Here is a 17,541-nt window from a genome sequence, read left to right as displayed (position 1 = left end):
TGGCTGGGCTACAAGGACTCGAACCTTGATTATCGGAGCCAGAATCCGACGTCCTGCCAATTGAACGATAGCCCATCAGCGAGAAAAGAACTTACCAGAATCGCCGGAGATGTCAAGCGATTGTTTTCAGAAATTCAGATTTTTCCGGAAAAAAAACTCAGCCGATTCTTCTGTGGGAAGAAAATCGTATGATAATCAAATGACATATCCACCATACGGCAATCACGGAAAGCAGGCCGATAATCCAGCCCACTATAATGTCGAAGGGGTAATTCTTGCCCACATAGATCTGAGAAAAGCCCACGCAGAACGGCAGAAGGTACACCCAGGGATTGGAACGGTAGAAAAGCATGGACAGCACCACGGCCACGGCCATGCACGCCGCCGCAGGCGAGGAAGGCATGGAACCGCCGAGACCGTCGGTTTCCGTGGTGTACTGGTCCACAACGATCCACTGATCCGTTTCCGCCGCATAATAGTTGGTGCCCATGACTTCCTGACAGGGCCTTTCCCTGTTGATGGAGGATTTGAGCGCGCTGGTGGTAAGATCGGTCACGCCCACGGAAAGCCCCATGAGCAGCACGAGCATAAGAACGCGGCCCACAGGTTCCAGAGAACTGCGCCAGCAGTGCACGGCGTAGGCCGTCACGCAGATGAACGCGCCCACCCACATGAGCCAGACCTGGGAAAACAGGGGCATGATGAAATTGAAGACCGCATTGTGCGCCGAGATGTTGATGACTTCAAACAAAGACTGATCGATAATCTGGAACATGGAAGCCTCGTTATGAATGATGTTCCGCATCATGGGCGGAGATACCGGCTTTTCTCAAGCACGAACATCCGGGCGCAGGGGCCCGGCTGCGCCTACTCTATGCCGCCTGCGCCGTCGCCGTCAATCTCGGCGCCGTCAAGGCGGTTCTGTTCCCACTGCCAGCGGGCAAGGCCGTTGAAGATATTCTTTCTTCTCACCTTGCTGCCGGCGCACATGGCATCGAGCACGTCCATCATGTCCGCGCGCTTCGTTCTGCCCGCCGAAGGGCAGGGATTGGCAAACACCGGCAGTTCCCACTGTCTGGCCGCACGCATGATTTCCGCCTTGGAAAGCAGCATGAGCGGCCTTATGACCTGAAGCGCCCCGCCGAAGAAGGGTTCGTTCATGCTCATGCCCGCCACCTTTCCGGTCTGGACGAGATTCATGAGAAAATTGGAAACAAGGTCGTCGTTGTTGTGGCCGAAGGCAAGATGGGTGAGATGGTACTCCCTGCAGAGGGAGAACAGACGCTTGCGGCGCAGACGCGCACAGTAGAAGCAGGCGGAATTGCGCAGATTCTCCTCCGAGTGTCCGCGCGGCCCGTAATCCGTCACTTCCAGATGCCCGGCAATGCCCTCCTCCGCCAGCCACCGGGCCAGAGGAGCATGATTTTCCGGATCAAAACCCGGATTGAGGTGAAGCGCCATGATCTCGAAGGGGAAAGGCACGATGCGCCTTCGTATCTGCAGCACCTTGAGCAGAACAAAACTGTCCACCCCTCCCGATACGGCCACGCCCACACGCGCGCCGGGGCGCAGCATTCCCGTACTCTGCATGGCCTTGCCCGCAGCCTTCACGCATACCTGCTGGGCATAGCTGAGCTTGCTTATCCGGCTCACACTCTTCTCCCTGAAACTGAACAATGATTCCGCACGCCGCTCAAGATGCCGGCGGGCCTGTGGGAACACATACCCGCTCGGAAGAACAACTTCAAGTCCGGGCGGTACGCAAGGGCCTGCGTCCCTCACCGGGCAGCCTTGTGAGACTGCCCGGTCTGCAGGGCCTTTCTCTGCCGCGGACAGAAAGAGCGGGGATATTCCCCGCTCTTTCCGAAGCCGGAGTCCGGCCTTTTTTACTGCAGCATATGCCCGTCGCTCAGGGCGGCACAAAGCAGCGTACGCACGCCGAATCCCGTCGCGCCCTTGGCATTGATGGGGCTTTCGCCCATGTCGGCGGCCGCCATGTCTATATGGGCCCACGTCACCCCTTCGCGGATGAACTGCCGGAGGAACACGGCCGCATGAATGGCCCCGCCTTCACGCGGGCCGGAATTCACCATGTCCGCACAGGGACTCTTCAGCGCTTCAAGGCTGGTGGCATTCCACAGAGGAAGACGCCAGTTGCGTTCCCCAAGCGTCGTTCCCGCATGACAGAGCTCTTCGGCAAGGGCGTCGTCTTCAGAAAACACGCCCGCCGCTCCCAGGCCGAGAGCCACGGCGCACGCCCCCGTGAGGGTGGCGATATCCAGCAGACGGAAGGGCTGATACTGTTCCTGCGCCCAGGCAAGGGCGTCGGCCAGCACAAGCCTGCCTTCCGCATCGGTATTCACGATTTCAATGGATTTGCCGTTCTTTGCCGTGACGATATCCCCGGGGCGCGTGGCGTGCCCGCCGGGCATGTTCTCCGCGCAGGCCATGATTCCCACCACGGGGCGGGCGGGAGCGGAGGAGGCGTCGAGCTGGCCCAGAGCCTCCATGACGCCGAGCACGGCAGCCGCGCCCGACATGTCGCCCTTCATGTCTCCCATGCCCTTGGCGGGCTTCAGGCTGATGCCGCCGGAATCGAAGCAGAGGCCCTTGCCCACGAGAATCACCGGGGCGCGCCCCTCCGCTCCCTTGGGCGTATATTCCACCACGGCCATGCGGGGTTCTTCGGCCGAACCTCTGGCCACGGCCAGATAGGCCTGCATGCCCTCGGCCGCAAGTTCCTCCGGCCCCAGCACGCGGAAGGCCATGCCGTGCCGCGCCGCCACTTCCCGCGCCTTTTCCGCAAAGGCAGAGGGAGTCATCACGTTGGCCGGATCATTGGCCGCATCGCGGGCAAGCATGAGCCCCGCAGCCTCGGCCTCGGCCATGCGCGCCGCAGAGCGCACATCATTTTCCACAAATTCCCCTTCCAGGAGCAGCGCCAGCCAGCGCGGATCGGCATGTGCGCTCTTCTCGCTCAGCCAGCGCTCATAGCGATACAGCCCGAGGAGGGCGGAAATGACCGCTTCGCGCACAAGGACGGCAAAATCCACGCCCAGGCGCGCGGCCACGCGGGCGAGGGAAGCGCCGTCCAATCCCACGGTTTCCAGATCGTATTCACGGCAGCGGCGCAGGGCGCTGCCCACGGCATGACGGAACGAAGTCATGTCCGCCTTGTCGGCCTTGCCGAGTCCCACGCCGAGCACGCGGGACACTTCCATGGCTTCGGGCCCGTAGAACATGACCAGTTCCCCCTTGCGGCCGCGGAAATCGCGCCACGCCGGAGCAATGCCGAGCCAGGGAGCGCGTTCCTCAAGCTCCGGGCAGGCATGTTCCCCATGTTCCCCTTCAAACACAAAGCTGAGCACAACGTCGGCCTTCCACCGGGAAGGACCGCCCGCCTGAAAACGTATTTCCATGATTCACCTCAATATATGCAGAACAGTTGACGTACCTGCAGGGACAAAGGCACAGCGCCGGCGCCGGAAAAACGTGTCCGGGCACGGCGTTCCCATCACCGCTCCAGCCTGAGGCAAAAGCGGGAGGACGGGAAAAATCATTCCGTCATTCCGCCCCATCCAGCCCCACGGCCCGGCGGAGCGCCGCTACCTCGCCGGAGGAAAGAGGCCGTACCCTGCCCGGCGCGAGAGCGCCGAGTTCCAGAGGACCTTCCTTCACCCTTTTCAGACGAAGCACGGTAAAGCCCACATCACGGCACATGCGGCGTATCTGCCGGTTCAGGCCCTGATGAAGCACCATTTCCAGAAGTATGCCCCGGGAAGACGCAGAAGGAAGCACCCTTACCTCCACGGGGGCAAGCTTCTCCCCTTCGGCCAGGGTCATGCCCCGGCGCATGAGGGAAATCGCACCGGATACGGAATCCTCCCCCTCTTCCGGGCGCACAAGCACATGGTACACCTTTTCCAGGTGCCAGCGCGGATGGGTGAGCCGGTGGGCGAGTTCCCCGTCGTTGGAAAGCAGAAGCAGGCCCTCGGAAAAATAATCAAGCCTGCCCACGGGGAAAAGGCGCTTGTGCCGCCACGGATCGGGCACGAGATCGAGCACGGTTTCCCGCCCTTCAGGGTCACTGGCCGTGGAAACGATGCGCACGGGCTTGTTGAGCATGAGCCAGCACGCCTTTTCCTCCGCCGCCTTGAGAAGCACAGGCCGACCGTCCAGCTCCACGCGATCTCCCGGCGCAACGCGCACGCCGGGGCTGTCCGCCACGGTTCCGTTCACACGCACTCTTCCGGCAAAAACAAGTTCATCGGCCCTGCGGCGCGAACACACGCCGGCGTCCGCCAGAGCCTTGTTCAGTCTGACGCCTTCCGCCACTCTGCTTCTCCACTCCCGGCCGGGGCAGAATCCCCGGGAAAAAGTCATCATTCTCCACTGGCACATCGGGATAATGTGGGCTATCATATCATCCGTCAAGACCATATACCCCCGGGCGGGCACGTTTTTCCTTTCCTTTAACAAGATCAGAGAGATATGCATCTTCCTCCAGCCCTTACCTCTTCGCTCTTCGTCACCCTCTACTCTGCCATCTGTGCCACGCTCCGCATCAGGGAAGAAAACCGCGCGGAAGTCGACGCCATACACGCCAGAGGAGAACGCATCATCTTCTGCCTCTGGCATGACGAACTTTTTTCCCTCATTCCGGTCTCGCGCCACCTGCGGGTGGTTTCCATCGTCAGCCCGAGTTCCGACGGCGACATGCTGGCCCGCATTCTCGCCTCAAAAAACGTGGGAGCCGTGCGCGGTTCCAGCACGAGAGGCGGCGTGCGCGCACTGCTCAGCCTCGCGCATATGATGAAGCAGGAACTTGTTCATGCCTGCATCACCGTGGACGGCCCGGCCGGCCCGCGCCACAAGACCAAGGAAGGCCCCTTTTTCCTCGCCAACCGCACCAACGCCCGCATCATGCCCGTGCGCATCTATCAGAAACACGCCCTGCGCTGCCCCACATGGGACAAATTTCAGGTTCCCCTGCCCTTTTCCGGCGTGACCATCCGCTTCGGCCATGCCTGGGATGAAGGCAGAAAGGAAATTCCCGATATCGAGGAAGCCACGCTGGAGAAGGCCAGCGCACGCCTGGAAAAGGAACTGAACGAGCTTGCCGTAGGACTTATTCCCGGAGTTTCCGCATGACGAGAAGCGAACAGTTCCGCCTTGCCCTGCTCAAGGTCGTCGGCAGGGGCCTGCGCCTTCTGGGCTTTCCCGGCATCGCCCTGCTCGGCAACGGCGTCGGCCACCTCATCTGGTACCTGGTGCCTTCCCGCCGCAGACTCGCCGTGAACAACATCATGCGCCACCTCGGCATGCAGAAAAAAGAGGCGGAACGCACGGCCCATGCCAGTTTCTGTCATACCGGCCGCTCCTTCCTGGAAATTCTGCTCACCGGAAAATTCGGCATGCGTTCCCCGCGCCTGCGCATCGAATCCCCGGAACTCATGGAAAGACTGCGCTCCTGCGAGCGGCCCATCGTGGCGGCCACGGCCCATTTCGGCTCATGGGAGCTTCTGGCCTCCATGCTGGGGCAGCTCTATGAAGCGCCGCGGCCCCGCATGGTGGTGGTGCGCCGCTACCACGACGAAGCCGTGCAGGCCTTCATCGCCTCCTGCCGCGAGGCCACCGGCGCGGATATGGTGGGGCACCGGAACGCGGCCATGAGCGTGATACGCGCCCTGCACCGCAAGGGCATCGTGGCCTTTCTGGTGGATCACAACACCTCCCCTGCGGAGGCGGAATTTCTGCCCTTCCTGGATGAGGTGGCGGCCGTGAACATGGGACCCGCCCTGCTTGCCGTGCGGGCCAAGGCGCTCATCTGGCCCGTGGCCCTTGTCCGCGACGGGAAAAACTATGTGTTCCGCATGCAGGAACCCATGGATACCGCGCTGCTGGAAGGTTCCCGCGACGAACAGGTGAAGACCGCCGCCGCCTTCTATACCCAGGCCATAGAGAATTTCATCCGCAAGAATCCCGAACAATGGTTCTGGATGCACAACCGCTGGAAGACCAAGCACAAAGAGGCCTAGAAAAGCGGCCTGTACATCCTTCTGAAAGAAAAAAAGACGCCTCTTCGGCAGGCCAGCCGGAGAGGCGTCTCAGGCACAACGCTTCTGCGGCCTACTCTTCGCTTTCGCGTTCGCCATATTCCTTTTTAAGGTAAATGCCGTATTTCTGCTTTTTTCTGGTCAGGGTGGAAAGCTCAATCCCCAGGCGGTCGGCGGCCTCCTTCAGGGAAGGGGAAGAGGCTATGGCCTTTCTCAGCACCTGCTCTTCCACGATTTCCAGAATATCCTTGAGCTTTCTTCCCTTCTCCAGCGTGGGCGTCTTCTTATCCGCCGTTCTGAACTTTTCCGGCAGCAGCTCCTCGCCGATGAAGTCCTCGGGGGACATGATGACGAGCCTTTCCACAAGGTGCTCCAGCTCCCGCACGTTTCCCGGCCAGTCATAATGAAGAAAACAGTGCAGCGCGTGCTGACTGAACTTCTTGTGCATCTTGTAGCGCTCGTTGAAACGCTCCACAAAAAACTGAATGAAGGGAATGATGTCGTCCTTGCGGTCCCGCAGAGGAGGAAGCTGTATCTCCAGCACGTTCAGCCGGTAATAGAGATCCTCGCGGAACAGCTTGTCCGCCACCATCTTCTGAAGATCCCGGTTGGTGGCCGCAATGACCCTCACATCCACCGCCCTGCCCTTCACGCCACCTATGCGGGTAAGCTTCTTGTTCTGCAGCACGAGCAGGAGCTTTGTCTGCATGTTGAGGGGCAGATCCGCCACTTCGTCCAGATACAGAGTGCCGTGGTTGGCAAATTCGATAAGCCCCATCTTCCCCTGACGTGAAGCGCCCGTAAACGATCCGGCCTCATAGCCGAACAGTTCCGATTCAAAGAGATTTTCCGGGATGGCACTGCAGTTCACATGAACAAAGGGATTGTCCTTCCTGTTGCCCGCATTGTGAATGAACTTGGCCAGATGATCCTTGCCCGTGCCCGTTTCCCCGAGAATGAGCACCGTGGCGGTGACCTGCGCCATGCGGAGAGCTGCGGCATAGATATCGAGCATCTTGCCGTCGTGGACCACATAGCTGTCCAGTCCCCCTTTTTCAAAAAGCGCTTCCTGAAGCTGCTTCTGGCTGACTTCCATGCGCTCCGTCACTTCGGCAAGCTGCTGCTGCATCTGAAACACCTGGTCGCAGTCCACCAGATAGTACATGAGCCAGCGAAGTGAGCCGTCTTCGTTGAACACGGGGGTCGCCGTGGCGATGGTGTCGTGTCCCGTATTGAAGTCCACCATGCAGGTATAGGAGGAACGCCTGTTGAGCACCATGGAAAACATGTTCTCCGCCCCCTGCACATTGACGGAGTGGGCGGTCATGATGTCCAGAATATGCTGACCTGCAACCTTGTGCACTTCAAACTTGCTGATGCGCTGATACTGAGGGTTGCCCCAGACAAAACGGCCCTCGCCATCGCAGATGGCGATGCCGACATCGCTCTTGTATAAAATTTCAAAAATGTCCTGAGACAACCTTGGGACTGACAAGACTCTACTCCCTTCCGGGCATCTCACCCTGCAGCATCATCGTCACGGTCACAAAACATGCCTTTCCGCCGTGCGGAAGCCTTCTGTCGGGGCATAATCCTCCGGCAAGGTGCATATACTTCCGTGCTCTGCCTGAAACGCGCCTCCATGCTTCCTGCGCTCCCGACGGCGGTCCACGCCCGTGCACCATTTCCGCCGTCTTTTCACCACAAGGCAATTCTACTATAAATTGTATATTATTCCATGAAAAATTTCATTATTCAAGCCTGTTTTCCAAGCGCCCCGCCCTGCCGGAAACCAGACAGAGCGGGACGCCGTCAAGGATATCAGAGCCGGCAGCCCACGAGCCGCCCGTCGTAGAGAGCATGTTTGAGCAGGCCGTTTTCCGCACCGAGGGTGGAACCTATTTCATGAATTTCACCCACAACGCCTTTCAGCGATTCCGCCAGGGCATGGGAAGGTACCTGAGGCATGAGCACCATGACGCTGTCGCAGGGGAGAACGGACACCGTTCCGTCGGCGGCACGGACGCGCACGCCTTCCTTCGTGATTTCCTCCGCCCGCGTCTTCGTCAGCACACGGACGTTCTTCCGGTTGAACCACGGACCTATGCGCTGGAAATAGCGCTCGGGAATGCCTGCACCCCAGGTTTCTCCCTCTTCCACGATGGTGACATCGCGGCCGCGCTTCTTCAGGAATACCGCACCCTGCACGCCTTCGATCTGCCCGCCGAGAACCACCACACGCTTTCCCACAGGCAGGAAGATGTGGCTGAGTCTGGCAAGAAGCCGGGGACCGAACAGACGCAGAGGCAGTGCCGCAAGGCGCGACAGCCCCTTGATGGTGAACACTCTGGAGCTGTGTATGCCGGGAATGTCGGGAACGGCGTATTCGGAGCTTGTGGCTATCACCACGGCGTCGGGCTTTTCCCGGAGCACCAGTTCGCGGGTGACGGTGGTGTTGAGCTTCACGGTCACGGGAAGCTTGCGGATCTGCGTGGTGAGGTAGTCATAAATGGGCATGACGTCCTCCACTTCGCAGCCCTTGATCATGGAGGCAAGCTTGATGCGGCCTCCGAGGGCACCCGTCTTTTCGTAAAGCGTCACCTCATGCCCGCGCAGAGCAGCCACTCGGGCGGCTTCCATGCCGGCGGGGCCGCCGCCTATGACCATGACCTTCTTCTTCGTCGCGGCCGGACTCATGTCCATTTCCTTTTCCCGGCCGAGGGAAGGATTCACGCGGCAGATGCGCGGCTGGGTCACGGGATCTTCGCAGCTTGCACAGCGCGTGCAGCGCACGATGTCCTCGGGGCGGCCTTCCAGAATCTTGCGCGGCATCTCGGGGTCGGCCCAGAGTCCACGGCCTATGCCGATGATGTCGGCGTCGCCGTCCTCAAGGACTTTTTCCGCAAGATCCTCGTTCATCCTGCCTGCGGTGATCACGGGCACGTTCACCGCCTTTTTGATGTGACTTGCCGAGTCCGTCCACAGGCCCTTGCCGCGGTAGGCGTCCATATAGGGCTTCATGAAATCTTCCGGCTCGGGATAGGGGAAATAGTCCGGGCAGTAGCGGAACGGAGCCTCGCCGTAGCCGTAGCCCGCCACGTTGATGAACTGTGCGCCCATCGCCTCGAAGGCACGGGCGTTTTCCACAGCCTCTTCGATGGTGATGGCGCCCTTTGCGCCGTATTCGCGCCCGTTCATGCGGACACCGAGCACGAACCCGGGCCGGCAGCGCCTGCGCGCCTCCTCAAATATCTCGCGTACGATGCGCGTGCGGTTTTCCACGTTCTGCGCACCGTATTCATCCGTCCTGTGGTTCCACACCCGGCTGACGAAACTGTTCAGGAGGTAGCCGTGCGCGACATGAATTTCCATGCCGTCGAAGCCGCCCTGATCCGCACGGACGCAGGCTTCCACAATCTGACGCTGCTTTTCCCGTATCTCCTCCAGCGTCATTTCCCGGCAGGGATTGGCGAGCGGCGGCTTCATGGGAATCTCGTCAAGCCCGAGGGAGGAGGAGGATATGGGAAGCGCGCCGAGACGCGGCCATGCGGCAGGCCCGGAATGATGGAACTGGGCAAAGATCTTGCAGTCGTACTTGTGTACCTTGTCCGCCAGATGGCGCAGGCCGGGAAGGAACTTGTCGTCCCACAGGCCGAGATAAATGCCCGGCGTGTCCTCTATGGCGCAGCCGCCGATGATCACGGCGGCGGCTCCGCCCCTGGCGATGTTCTCATACAGATCCTCGCCTGCGCTGCCTTCGGCCGAACCGTCCTGATTCCAGCGCCAGGTGGATTGCCCTGTCTTGACTATTCTGTTTTTAAGCACGCAGTTCGGGCTGAGCGCTATGGGAGAAAATAACTTGGGATATTTCATGACGGCTCCGAAATTCTGGCAGGAATCCTTCCACGGGACGACACGGGACATGGCCCGGATCTGAAGGACCCGGTCCTGACCTGCGTCTCCGACGACGCACTTTTTCAGGGGAAGCGCCGCTCTTCCCTGCGGGGATTCCAGGAAAGAGATGCAATGGACGGGCCGGGGGAAGAAAGCTTCCCCCGGCGGTGTTCTTTTTACTTGAGGACGCCTATTTCCTTATAGTACCTGGCCGCTCCCGGATGCAGAGGGTAGGCCATCTCGCGGGCCGCTCCTTCCACGGTGAAGGTTCCCCAGGTGGCAAAGGCTTCCACGAGTTCCTTCTGGCCTTCACAGATGGCCTTGGTGATCTTGTATGCGTCTTCCTCGGGCATATCCGCGCGGACGCTGAGTCCCGTCATTTCCGCCACGGAAGGAATGTCCTTGCCGCCCACGCGGCCGGAATAGAAGTCGCCGGACACGGAAGCGCGGACCATGCCGTAACGCTTGTTCATCTTTTCGGCCACCTCATCGCTGACGGGGAGCCACTTCATCTTGATGTCCTTGCTGATTTCGGCAAGGAACCAGCTTTCGCCCCGTCCGAGCCACACGATCATGTCCACGAGGCCGTCCTTGGCAAGGTTGGTCATGTCGTCGTAGTTGTTGAAGTAGACCTGTCCGCCCCAGTCTTCGATGTCCTTGAAGGTGAAGCCGTATTCGCCGAACAGCCAGCGGCCGTAGCTGTCACCGCCGCCGCCCTTCATGCCCACGGCAAGGCGCACGGGAACCTTGCGGTCGCGCAGTTCCTCAATGCTGTTCACGCCGAGATCCTCGCGCACCACGATGTTGATGGGGCTCAGGTCATTCCAACAGACCAGCTGAGCGACGTTCTTCACGGGAGCCTTGAAGGGGGCCTCGCCCTTGCGGGCCACGGAGCCCATGGCAATCTGCAGGATACCGATGTCGGCCTGTCCGCGATCCAGACGGATGGGGTTCACGGTGGAACCGCCGGGCAGCATGGTGATCTCGGTATCGGGGTAGGCGCTGGTGATGATCTTGCCCACAACGCCCATGCCCACATACCAGCCGCCGGTCACGGGGCCGGAAACGAGGTTGAGCTTCATGGGTTCCGCGCCCGCCTGGGCAACGGTCAGGCCCAGAACCAGCGTGCAGGAAAGAAGGATACGGGAAAGTTTCATACAGTCTCCTTTTCCGAAGAGTTACAGACCGAGAAGCTCGGCCGCGTTGTCATGCAGGGTGAGTTGCAGCGATTCCTGCGTGAAGCCCTTGGCGCTCCATTTTTCTATGCTCTGCTTCAGGCCGCCCACAGGATAGGTACTGGCAAAGAGCGTCCTGTACTTCAGGTAGCCGTTGGCCGCCGTGACATACATGTCGGACATGGGCATATTATCCGTGTAGAGGTACACATCGGGCACAAGGTAGAGGTTGGGGCAGGTCATGGCCACGCCCAGAATCTGGGGCACGAAGGGCCAGCAGGCATGCGCCACGACGATCTTGAGACGGGGAAACTTCTTGGCCACGCGCTGGATGACCAGCGGATCGGCATAGCTGAGGTCAGGGCCGGCCACACCGCTTGCGGTGAGCGTCACGATGATGCCGAGCTGTTCGGCCGTTTCGCAGATGGAGAGAATGCGCTCATCGTCCGCATACATGCAGGGCTCGCACCAGCCCGGATCCATGCTGATGCCCTTGAAGCCCAGTTCTCCGGCCACATATTCCACTTCCTTGCGGGCGTCGGGGTCGTTGGGGTCGATGCCGGCAAAGGGGATGAAGCGGCCGGGATGGCTGTTGGCCAGCTCATAGAGATCTTCGGGAAGGATATTGCCCGCGTTGATGGCCGTTCCCTTGTTCTTGCGGCCCATGACCACGCAGGCTTCCACACCGGCCTCGTCCATTTCCTGCATGAACAGATCCATGCTGCGCTGCTCGCAGGAAGGCACGCCCGCGCGGCCCATTTCAAAGGCGCTCAGCTTGCGGGGATCCTTCTGAGGTACCACATACTTGGTGAAGATACCCATCTCAAGAAATCCGCGATAAGGCGGACGCACACGAAAATCGATAACCATGGCACATACTCCTTTATTGTGCTGTTATGACGATCAGGCCGCGGCGACGGTGTTTTTGCGGCGTATCCACTGAAGAGCTCCCACACCGACCAGAATGGCCACGCCGACAACGTCGGTCATGGAGCCGGAGTCGATGAGCATGAGGCCGCCCGCAGCAAGCAGAATCCGTTCCCAGCCACGGCAGCGGCTGACGAAATAGCCCTGCATGCCGCCGGAGAGCGCCAGCACGCCCACGATGGAGGTCACCACGGCGCGGCCCACGGTGAGGGCGTCGCCCTGCAGCATGAGCGCGGGCTGATAGGCGAACATGAAGGGAATGATGAAGGCCACGATGCCGAGTTTCACGGACACCCAGCCCGTCTTCATGGCATTGGCTTCCGCTATGGCCGCCCCTGAGAAGGAAGCGACGCATACCGGCGGCGTGATGGCGGAGAGAATGGCATAGTAGAACACGAACATGTGCGCGGCGATGACGGGAACGCCCGCCTTGACCAGAGCGGGAGCGCCGAGGGCCGCCACGATGATGTAGGCGGGGCTGGTGGGCACGCCCATGCCGAGGATCATGCTGGTGATCATGAGGCAGATCATGAGCAGAAGCAGGCTGTCGCCGGCGAGCATGGTCACGAAGTTGATGAACTTGTAGCCCACGCCGGTCAGGGCGATGACGGCCACCACGATGCCCGCACAGGCGCAGCAGGAAGAAATCATGAGCGCATTTCTGGCGGCCTGTTCCAGAGCTCCGGCAAGGCGCTTCAGGTTGAAGCGGGTTTCGTCACGGAACACGGAAAGCACAAGGATGGTCACGATGCCGATGAGCGCGCAGGAAACCACGCTGCGGCCCATGAGCATGACGGCCACCAGCACCACCAGGGGCAGGAGGTAGTACATGCGGATCATGACGCTGCGCGTGGAGGGAATCTGCTCTTCCGGCAGGCGGCCGATATTCTTGTTCACCGCCTCAAAATGGATCATGGCCAGCAGCGCGAGGTAGTACAGCAGGGAAGGCAGAAGCGCCGCCTTGGCGATTTCCAGATAGCTCACGCCGATGAGGTCGGCCATGATGAAGGCGGCCGCGCCCATGATGGGGGGCATCATCTGTCCGCCGGTGGAGGCCACGGCTTCCACGGCGCCCGCAAAGGCGGGGGCATAGCCCACGCGCTTCATGAGCGGAATGGTGAAGGTGCCCGTGCCGTACACGTTGGCCGGGGCGGAACCGGAAATGGTGCCGAACAGGGCGGAGGCGAAAATGGCCACCTTGGCCGGGCCGCCCTGGGAACGACGGGTGAGCAGGCAGGCCAGATCCATGAACAGGGAACTCATGTTGGCCTTTTCCAGAAACGCGCCGAACATGACGAAGGCATAGATCATGCCTGCGGCCGCCGCCAGGGGCACGCCATAGATGCCGTCGGTGGTCAGAAAGAGCTGTTCAAGAAGGTCCGGGGTGTAGATGCCGTTGTGGCGCAACCCTCCGGGCAGATACTGTCCGAAGAAGGCGTACAGGATGAACACCACGGAAACGATGACCAGGGGAAGCCCCGCCGTGCGCCGCGTGATCTCAAGCACGAGAAGCACGCAGCTTACGCCCATGAACCAGTCCATGTCGGTCAGCGGATCCACATAGCGCAGCCGGTCCATGATATAGTCGTTTTCCATGATGATGTACGCCCCGATGGCCAGCGCCAGCACCGCAAGACACAGATCCAGCAGGAACATGGGCAGGGGTTCCTTGCCGTCCTTGTAGCGGAAGGCGGGACGCCAGAGAAAAACCAGCGTCATGATGAGCGCCAGATGCGTGCCGCGCTGTATGGGCGTGGGCAGAACGCCGAACCCGCCTGTGGAATAGATTTGAAACAATGTCAGAACGACAGCAACAACTGATGCTATCGGGGCCACCGACTTTCTGGAAAAGGTCATTTGTTTGTGCTCCTTATATCTTCGTGGGAAGGGACCCATTCCCTTCCCTCAAGAGCATGGTTCTCTTGAAGCAGAATGCTCGTCGATCATCTGTTCCTGCCGGGGGGGCGCATGCCCTGCCGCGGAAAACGCACTCCGGCCGCCCGAAGGTTCCGGGGCGGAAAAACACCCTACGTCCTCTCGGTGGAAGCGACGGCGGGCTTCATGTGCATGCGTGCACATCCTTCCACGCCGGGGCGGCAGAGCAGCGCCGCAAGGAAGCCCACCCCTATCAGGACAAAGAACAGCAGGAACATGCCGGCATAGACGGCGATGTCGTATTCGCCTCCGGGGGCGATATGTTCCATGAGCCAGCCGCTGCACATCTGAAGAATACCGCCGCCGAGGGCCGTGTAGATGTTCACCATGCCCGTGGCCGTTCCCACGATGGCCGGAGGAAAGTCCTCCTGAATCTTCAGAAGGCCAAGACTGCCGACGCCGCCGACGAAGACGCTGAAGAAAAAGCCCCAGACCGGAAGCAGCGCATAGGGAAGCACGGGCGAGGGAAGGATGAGCACAACGCCCAGCGCCATGCCGACAAGGCATACCGCGGCCATGAGCTTGCGCTTGGACACCCGCACCCAGGAAAGAAAGGCACCGTGCAGGGAAGGACCGATGATGGCCCCTGCGGAAATGGCCATGAGCACCACGGAAGCGCGTTCCTTGTCGAGTCCGTAGCCCTGCAGCAGGTACGGACCGGCCCACAGTCCGCTGAAGGCGTAGAACACCCCGTACAGGCAGAAAAACCACAGCGAAACGCCCCAGTACGTTCTGCTTTTCAGGATAAGCAGCAGGGCCTCCTTCAACGGCATGCCCTTGCCGCTCTGCGCCGGGGAAAAGGGCCTCTCCCCTTCCAGCCCCGCATCCTCAGGCGTATTGCGGAGAAAGCCCCCGCAAAGCACGGCCAGCGCGCAGGTGAACAGCGCCACGAGCATCATGGCCCAGCGCCAGCCGAACATGCCGGAAAGCGCGTTCAGCGGCCAGGAGGCCAGGAACATGCCGCCCGTTCCCAGGGAAAGAAACAGTCCCGTGCACAGCGGGTGCATGCGCCGGGGGAACCAGGAAAGAATGACCCTGAGCCCCGGGACAAAAATCATGGCCACGCCGGTTCCCGTCAGCACACGGCCCGCCGCGCCCATGGACACGGTGGTGGCCATGGCGAAGAGGAAGGTGCCTGCGGCGGCCAGAGTCAGAAACACCATGACGGTACGCCGCGCCCCCCACCGGTCGGCAAGAATGCCGGCGGGAATCTGCATGGCCGCGTAGGGATAGAAGAAGGCGGCGCCCATGACGGATATGAGCCCGCCGCCCACGGAAAAATCCTCCATGAGGTCCACGCCCAGCGTGCTGAGCACGGTTCTGTGGAAGGGAGCCAGGGCGTAGCAGAAAAGAAGCAGCACGAAGTAGAAGCGTGCCAGCCTGAGAACCTGTTTCCTTTCACCGCTCATGACAGTACCGCTCACAGGCTCAGGCCCGCTTCAAATCCGCCGCGCACGGCATTTTCTATCCTGCTCACGGCGGAGCAGTCGCCTGTGAGGCGCACATCCATGCCGAGGCGCAGCAGATCGGCATACAGCGAGCGCTCCGGCCGGTAGCCCAGAGCCACGATGACGGCATCCACGGGGGGAAGCGTCACTTCCCCGCGGGCCTCGTGGCGCAGCATGGCTCCGCCCTGCCCGTCCAGACCGAGGAAGGTGCTGTTTGTCCATACTTCCACACCGCCGCGGGAGAGCCTTTCCATCATGAACACCCGCGTGCGCGGTTCCATGTCTGCGGCGATTTTGTCCTTCATTTCCACGATGCAGGCCTGACGGCCTCTCTTGAGCAGAAAATCCGCGGTTTCGCAGCCTACCAGCCCGCCGCCCACAATGAGGGCGTGTTCCGGAAGAGTCCGCCTGCCCTCAAGGATGTCCTGCGCAGTGCAGAACAGGTCGCTTTCCCGGCAGAATGCGGGCCAGAGAGGAACGCTCCCCGTGGCCAGAAGCACCACGTCGGGCCGCAGTTCCTGTATCTTTTCCGGCGTCATGTCTTCCGAAAGGCGGATTTCCATGCCGCCCGCGTGCACGCATTCCTCCAGGCGCGCGGCGCACCAGTCCGCATAGGTGCCGAGCATCTCCTTGTACGGGGGAAGCTTTGCCACATGCAGGAGTCCGCCCAGTCTTTCTCCCCTGTCGCAGAGAATGACCTCGTGCCCCCGGGCATGGGCGCTCAGGGCCGCATGCATGCCTGCAGGGCCCCCGCCTATGATGACCACACGCTTTTTCCGCGCCGCCGCGACGACCTCATACCGGCCTTCATACCCTGCCAGAGGATTGAGCGCACAGCCTATGCCGGTGCCCCGCGCCGAACCGCTGGAGCAGCCCTCGTTGCAGCTTATGCAGCGCAGCGCTCTGCTCGCCTTCCCCTCTCTGACCAGCCGGGGAAGGGCGGGCTCGGCAATGAGGGCGCGCCCCATGGCCACCATGTCGGCATCACCGCGATCCAGAATGTCGCAGGCCACGTTCTCATCCAGCACGCGCCCTGCCACGATGACGGGCACGGAAGAACCCACGGCGCTTTTCACGGCCCGGGCAAGGGAGGCGTTCCACCCGCAGGGCACACAGGAGGGCGGAGCCACGATATGCCTTGTTTCCCGCGTACCTACGGAAACATGCAGCGCATCCGCTCCTTCCCGGGCGAGTCTGACCGCAAGTTCCAGGGAATCGTCCATCTGAATGCCGTCATGCAGCCCGTCCACCACGCTCATCCGGTAAAGCACGGGCGTTTCGCCCACGGCCTCGCGCACGGCCTTCAGCACTTCCAGAGGAAAACGCATGCGGTTTTCCAGAGAGCCTCCGTACTCGTCCCCGCGGCGGTTCATCAGCGGAGAAAAGAACTGGGCGAGCAGATATCCGTGGGCGCCGTGCAGTTCCACCGCGTCAAAACCGGCGGCAACGGCGCGCGCGGCCGCCTCTGCAAAGCGGCGGACAAGCGTTCTGATGTCCTTCACGGTAAGCACGGAACTGTCGGCATAGGGAGTGCGGCCGCAGACCGGAGAAACCAGAAAGATATGACCTGCAACATCGGGCAGAGCCAGACATCCGCCGTGCATGAGCTGCACCGAGGCCAGAGCCCCGTGCGCGTGTATTCTTGCCGTCAGTTCCGAAAGACCGGCTACGTCCTCATCGCGGTACAGGCTGAGCCCCCGTATGAAGGGCCTGCCCTCGGAGCTTACGGCGGAGGCCTCCACCGTGATCAGGCCCGCGCCGCCCTTCGCACGTTCCTCATAATAACGCATCATGCGTTCGGTGACGCGGCCGTCAGGCGAAGCATGCTTGGTGGACATTCCCGGGAAGAGTATGCGGTTCCGAACGGTGACACCATGTATTCTGATGGGAGTGAAAAGAGAATCATACATGAAAAACGACTCCTCAATATGGTCTTTGGCAACGCTTCCCCGGCTGCAAAAAACATGCCACCGCAAAAAAATAAAAAAGTAATACACTGTATTCATTATAGTTAATAAAAAAGCCCCGCCCCTTCTCCGAAAAAAATACAGGGGCAGGGCCGGAAAGCTCCAGAGAAAAAAATCTTTTTCATGTGAAAAAACGCAT

The 17,541-nt window shown here is 60.8% G+C and carries 13 protein-coding genes and 1 tRNA gene; 2 read left to right on the top strand and 12 right to left on the bottom strand.

The annotated features are described in order from the left end of the window. The 5 genes from Q0K07_RS05830 to Q0K07_RS05810 all read right to left on the bottom strand — a co-directional run bounded on the left by Q0K07_RS05830 (position 1) and on the right by Q0K07_RS05810 (position 4,422). A tRNA-Gln gene (locus Q0K07_RS05830) sits at positions 1 to 75 on the bottom strand. Positions 76 to 157: 82 nt separating this feature from the next. After that, positions 158 to 808 carry a phosphatase PAP2 family protein gene (locus tag Q0K07_RS05825; RefSeq protein ID WP_294557663.1) on the bottom strand — a complete coding sequence of 217 codons (651 nt, stop codon included), beginning with the start codon at positions 806 to 808 and terminating at the stop codon, positions 158 to 160. A gap of 59 nt (positions 809 to 867) precedes the next feature. Continuing rightward, positions 868 to 1,653: a tRNA 2-thiocytidine biosynthesis TtcA family protein gene (locus Q0K07_RS05820; RefSeq protein ID WP_294557660.1), complete on the bottom strand. Its 786-nt coding sequence runs from the start codon at positions 1,651 to 1,653 to the stop codon at positions 868 to 870. Positions 1,654 to 1,886: 233 nt separating this feature from the next. Then, entirely contained in the window at positions 1,887 to 3,419 is a 1,533-nt protein-coding gene (locus Q0K07_RS05815; RefSeq protein WP_294557657.1) for a M17 family metallopeptidase, read from the bottom strand. A gap of 145 nt (positions 3,420 to 3,564) precedes the next feature. Then, positions 3,565 to 4,422, bottom strand: coding sequence for a pseudouridine synthase (locus tag Q0K07_RS05810; RefSeq protein WP_294557654.1), 858 nt, complete (start codon positions 4,420 to 4,422; stop codon positions 3,565 to 3,567). Between the two features lie 69 nt (positions 4,423 to 4,491). On the opposite strand from Q0K07_RS05810, the gene Q0K07_RS05805 reads away from it, so the two are divergent. After that, on the top strand, positions 4,492 to 5,151 hold the full coding sequence (locus tag Q0K07_RS05805) for a lysophospholipid acyltransferase family protein (protein WP_294557651.1): 660 nt from the start codon (positions 4,492 to 4,494) through the stop codon (positions 5,149 to 5,151). Beyond that, positions 5,148 to 6,038, top strand: a complete 891-nt coding sequence (locus tag Q0K07_RS05800) for a lysophospholipid acyltransferase family protein (RefSeq protein WP_294557649.1) — start codon at positions 5,148 to 5,150, stop codon at positions 6,036 to 6,038. The genes Q0K07_RS05805 and Q0K07_RS05800 overlap by 4 nt, the downstream gene beginning before the upstream one ends. A 91-nt stretch (positions 6,039 to 6,129) precedes the next feature. On the opposite strand, the gene Q0K07_RS05795 is transcribed toward Q0K07_RS05800, so the two are convergent. The 7 genes from Q0K07_RS05795 to Q0K07_RS05765 form a co-directional block, all read right to left on the bottom strand. Further along, positions 6,130 to 7,551, bottom strand: coding sequence for a sigma 54-interacting transcriptional regulator (locus Q0K07_RS05795; RefSeq protein ID WP_294557647.1), 1,422 nt, complete (start codon positions 7,549 to 7,551; stop codon positions 6,130 to 6,132). A 326-nt stretch (positions 7,552 to 7,877) separates the two neighbouring features. Continuing rightward, a complete protein-coding gene (locus Q0K07_RS05790) occupies positions 7,878 to 9,929 on the bottom strand; it encodes an FAD-dependent oxidoreductase (protein WP_294557644.1) in 2,052 nt (683 codons plus the stop codon). Between the two features lie 197 nt (positions 9,930 to 10,126). Continuing rightward, positions 10,127 to 11,107, bottom strand: coding sequence for a TAXI family TRAP transporter solute-binding subunit (locus Q0K07_RS05785; RefSeq protein ID WP_294557642.1), 981 nt, complete (start codon positions 11,105 to 11,107; stop codon positions 10,127 to 10,129). Positions 11,108 to 11,128: 21 nt separating this feature from the next. Next, complete coding sequence (locus Q0K07_RS05780; RefSeq protein WP_294557639.1) at positions 11,129 to 11,995, bottom strand: amidohydrolase family protein; 867 nt, start codon at positions 11,993 to 11,995, stop codon at positions 11,129 to 11,131. Positions 11,996 to 12,028: 33 nt separating this feature from the next. Further along, a complete protein-coding gene (locus Q0K07_RS05775) occupies positions 12,029 to 13,909 on the bottom strand; it encodes a TRAP transporter permease (RefSeq protein ID WP_294557636.1) in 1,881 nt (626 codons plus the stop codon). A gap of 170 nt (positions 13,910 to 14,079) precedes the next feature. Beyond that, positions 14,080 to 15,396: an MFS transporter gene (locus Q0K07_RS05770; protein ID WP_294557627.1), complete on the bottom strand. Its 1,317-nt coding sequence runs from the start codon at positions 15,394 to 15,396 to the stop codon at positions 14,080 to 14,082. A gap of 11 nt (positions 15,397 to 15,407) precedes the next feature. Beyond that, the gene (locus tag Q0K07_RS05765) at positions 15,408 to 17,345 is read right to left on the bottom strand and encodes an FAD-dependent oxidoreductase (RefSeq protein ID WP_294557624.1); all 1,938 of its coding nucleotides are present in this window, start codon (positions 17,343 to 17,345) and stop codon (positions 15,408 to 15,410) included. Between the last annotated feature and the right edge of the window lie 196 nt (positions 17,346 to 17,541).

The organism is uncultured Mailhella sp. (genome assembly GCF_944324615.1).
Classification (GTDB): Bacteria; Desulfobacterota; Desulfovibrionia; order Desulfovibrionales; family Desulfovibrionaceae; genus Mailhella.
This window is presented reverse-complemented; position numbering and strand designations above follow the sequence as displayed.

What these genes read in the sequence shown, in the direction of transcription:
- Q0K07_RS05825 (WP_294557663.1), bottom strand. Translation starts at nt 808, where the DNA reads ATGATGCGGAACATCATTCATAACGAGGCTTCCATGTTCCAGATTATC.
- Q0K07_RS05815 (WP_294557657.1), bottom strand. Translation starts at nt 3,419, where the DNA reads ATGGAAATACGTTTTCAGGCGGGCGGTCCTTCCCGGTGGAAGGCCGAC.
- Q0K07_RS05810 (WP_294557654.1), bottom strand. Translation starts at nt 4,422, where the DNA reads ATGATAGCCCACATTATCCCGATGTGCCAGTGGAGAATGATGACTTTT.
- Q0K07_RS05805 (WP_294557651.1), top strand. Translation starts at nt 4,492, where the DNA reads ATGCATCTTCCTCCAGCCCTTACCTCTTCGCTCTTCGTCACCCTCTAC.
- Q0K07_RS05800 (WP_294557649.1), top strand. Translation starts at nt 5,148, where the DNA reads ATGACGAGAAGCGAACAGTTCCGCCTTGCCCTGCTCAAGGTCGTCGGC.
- Q0K07_RS05790 (WP_294557644.1), bottom strand. Translation starts at nt 9,929, where the DNA reads ATGAAATATCCCAAGTTATTTTCTCCCATAGCGCTCAGCCCGAACTGC.
- Q0K07_RS05785 (WP_294557642.1), bottom strand. Translation starts at nt 11,107, where the DNA reads ATGAAACTTTCCCGTATCCTTCTTTCCTGCACGCTGGTTCTGGGCCTG.
- Q0K07_RS05780 (WP_294557639.1), bottom strand. Translation starts at nt 11,995, where the DNA reads ATGGTTATCGATTTTCGTGTGCGTCCGCCTTATCGCGGATTTCTTGAG.
- Q0K07_RS05775 (WP_294557636.1), bottom strand. Translation starts at nt 13,909, where the DNA reads ATGACCTTTTCCAGAAAGTCGGTGGCCCCGATAGCATCAGTTGTTGCT.
- Q0K07_RS05770 (WP_294557627.1), bottom strand. Translation starts at nt 15,396, where the DNA reads ATGAGCGGTGAAAGGAAACAGGTTCTCAGGCTGGCACGCTTCTACTTC.
- Q0K07_RS05765 (WP_294557624.1), bottom strand. Translation starts at nt 17,345, where the DNA reads ATGTATGATTCTCTTTTCACTCCCATCAGAATACATGGTGTCACCGTT.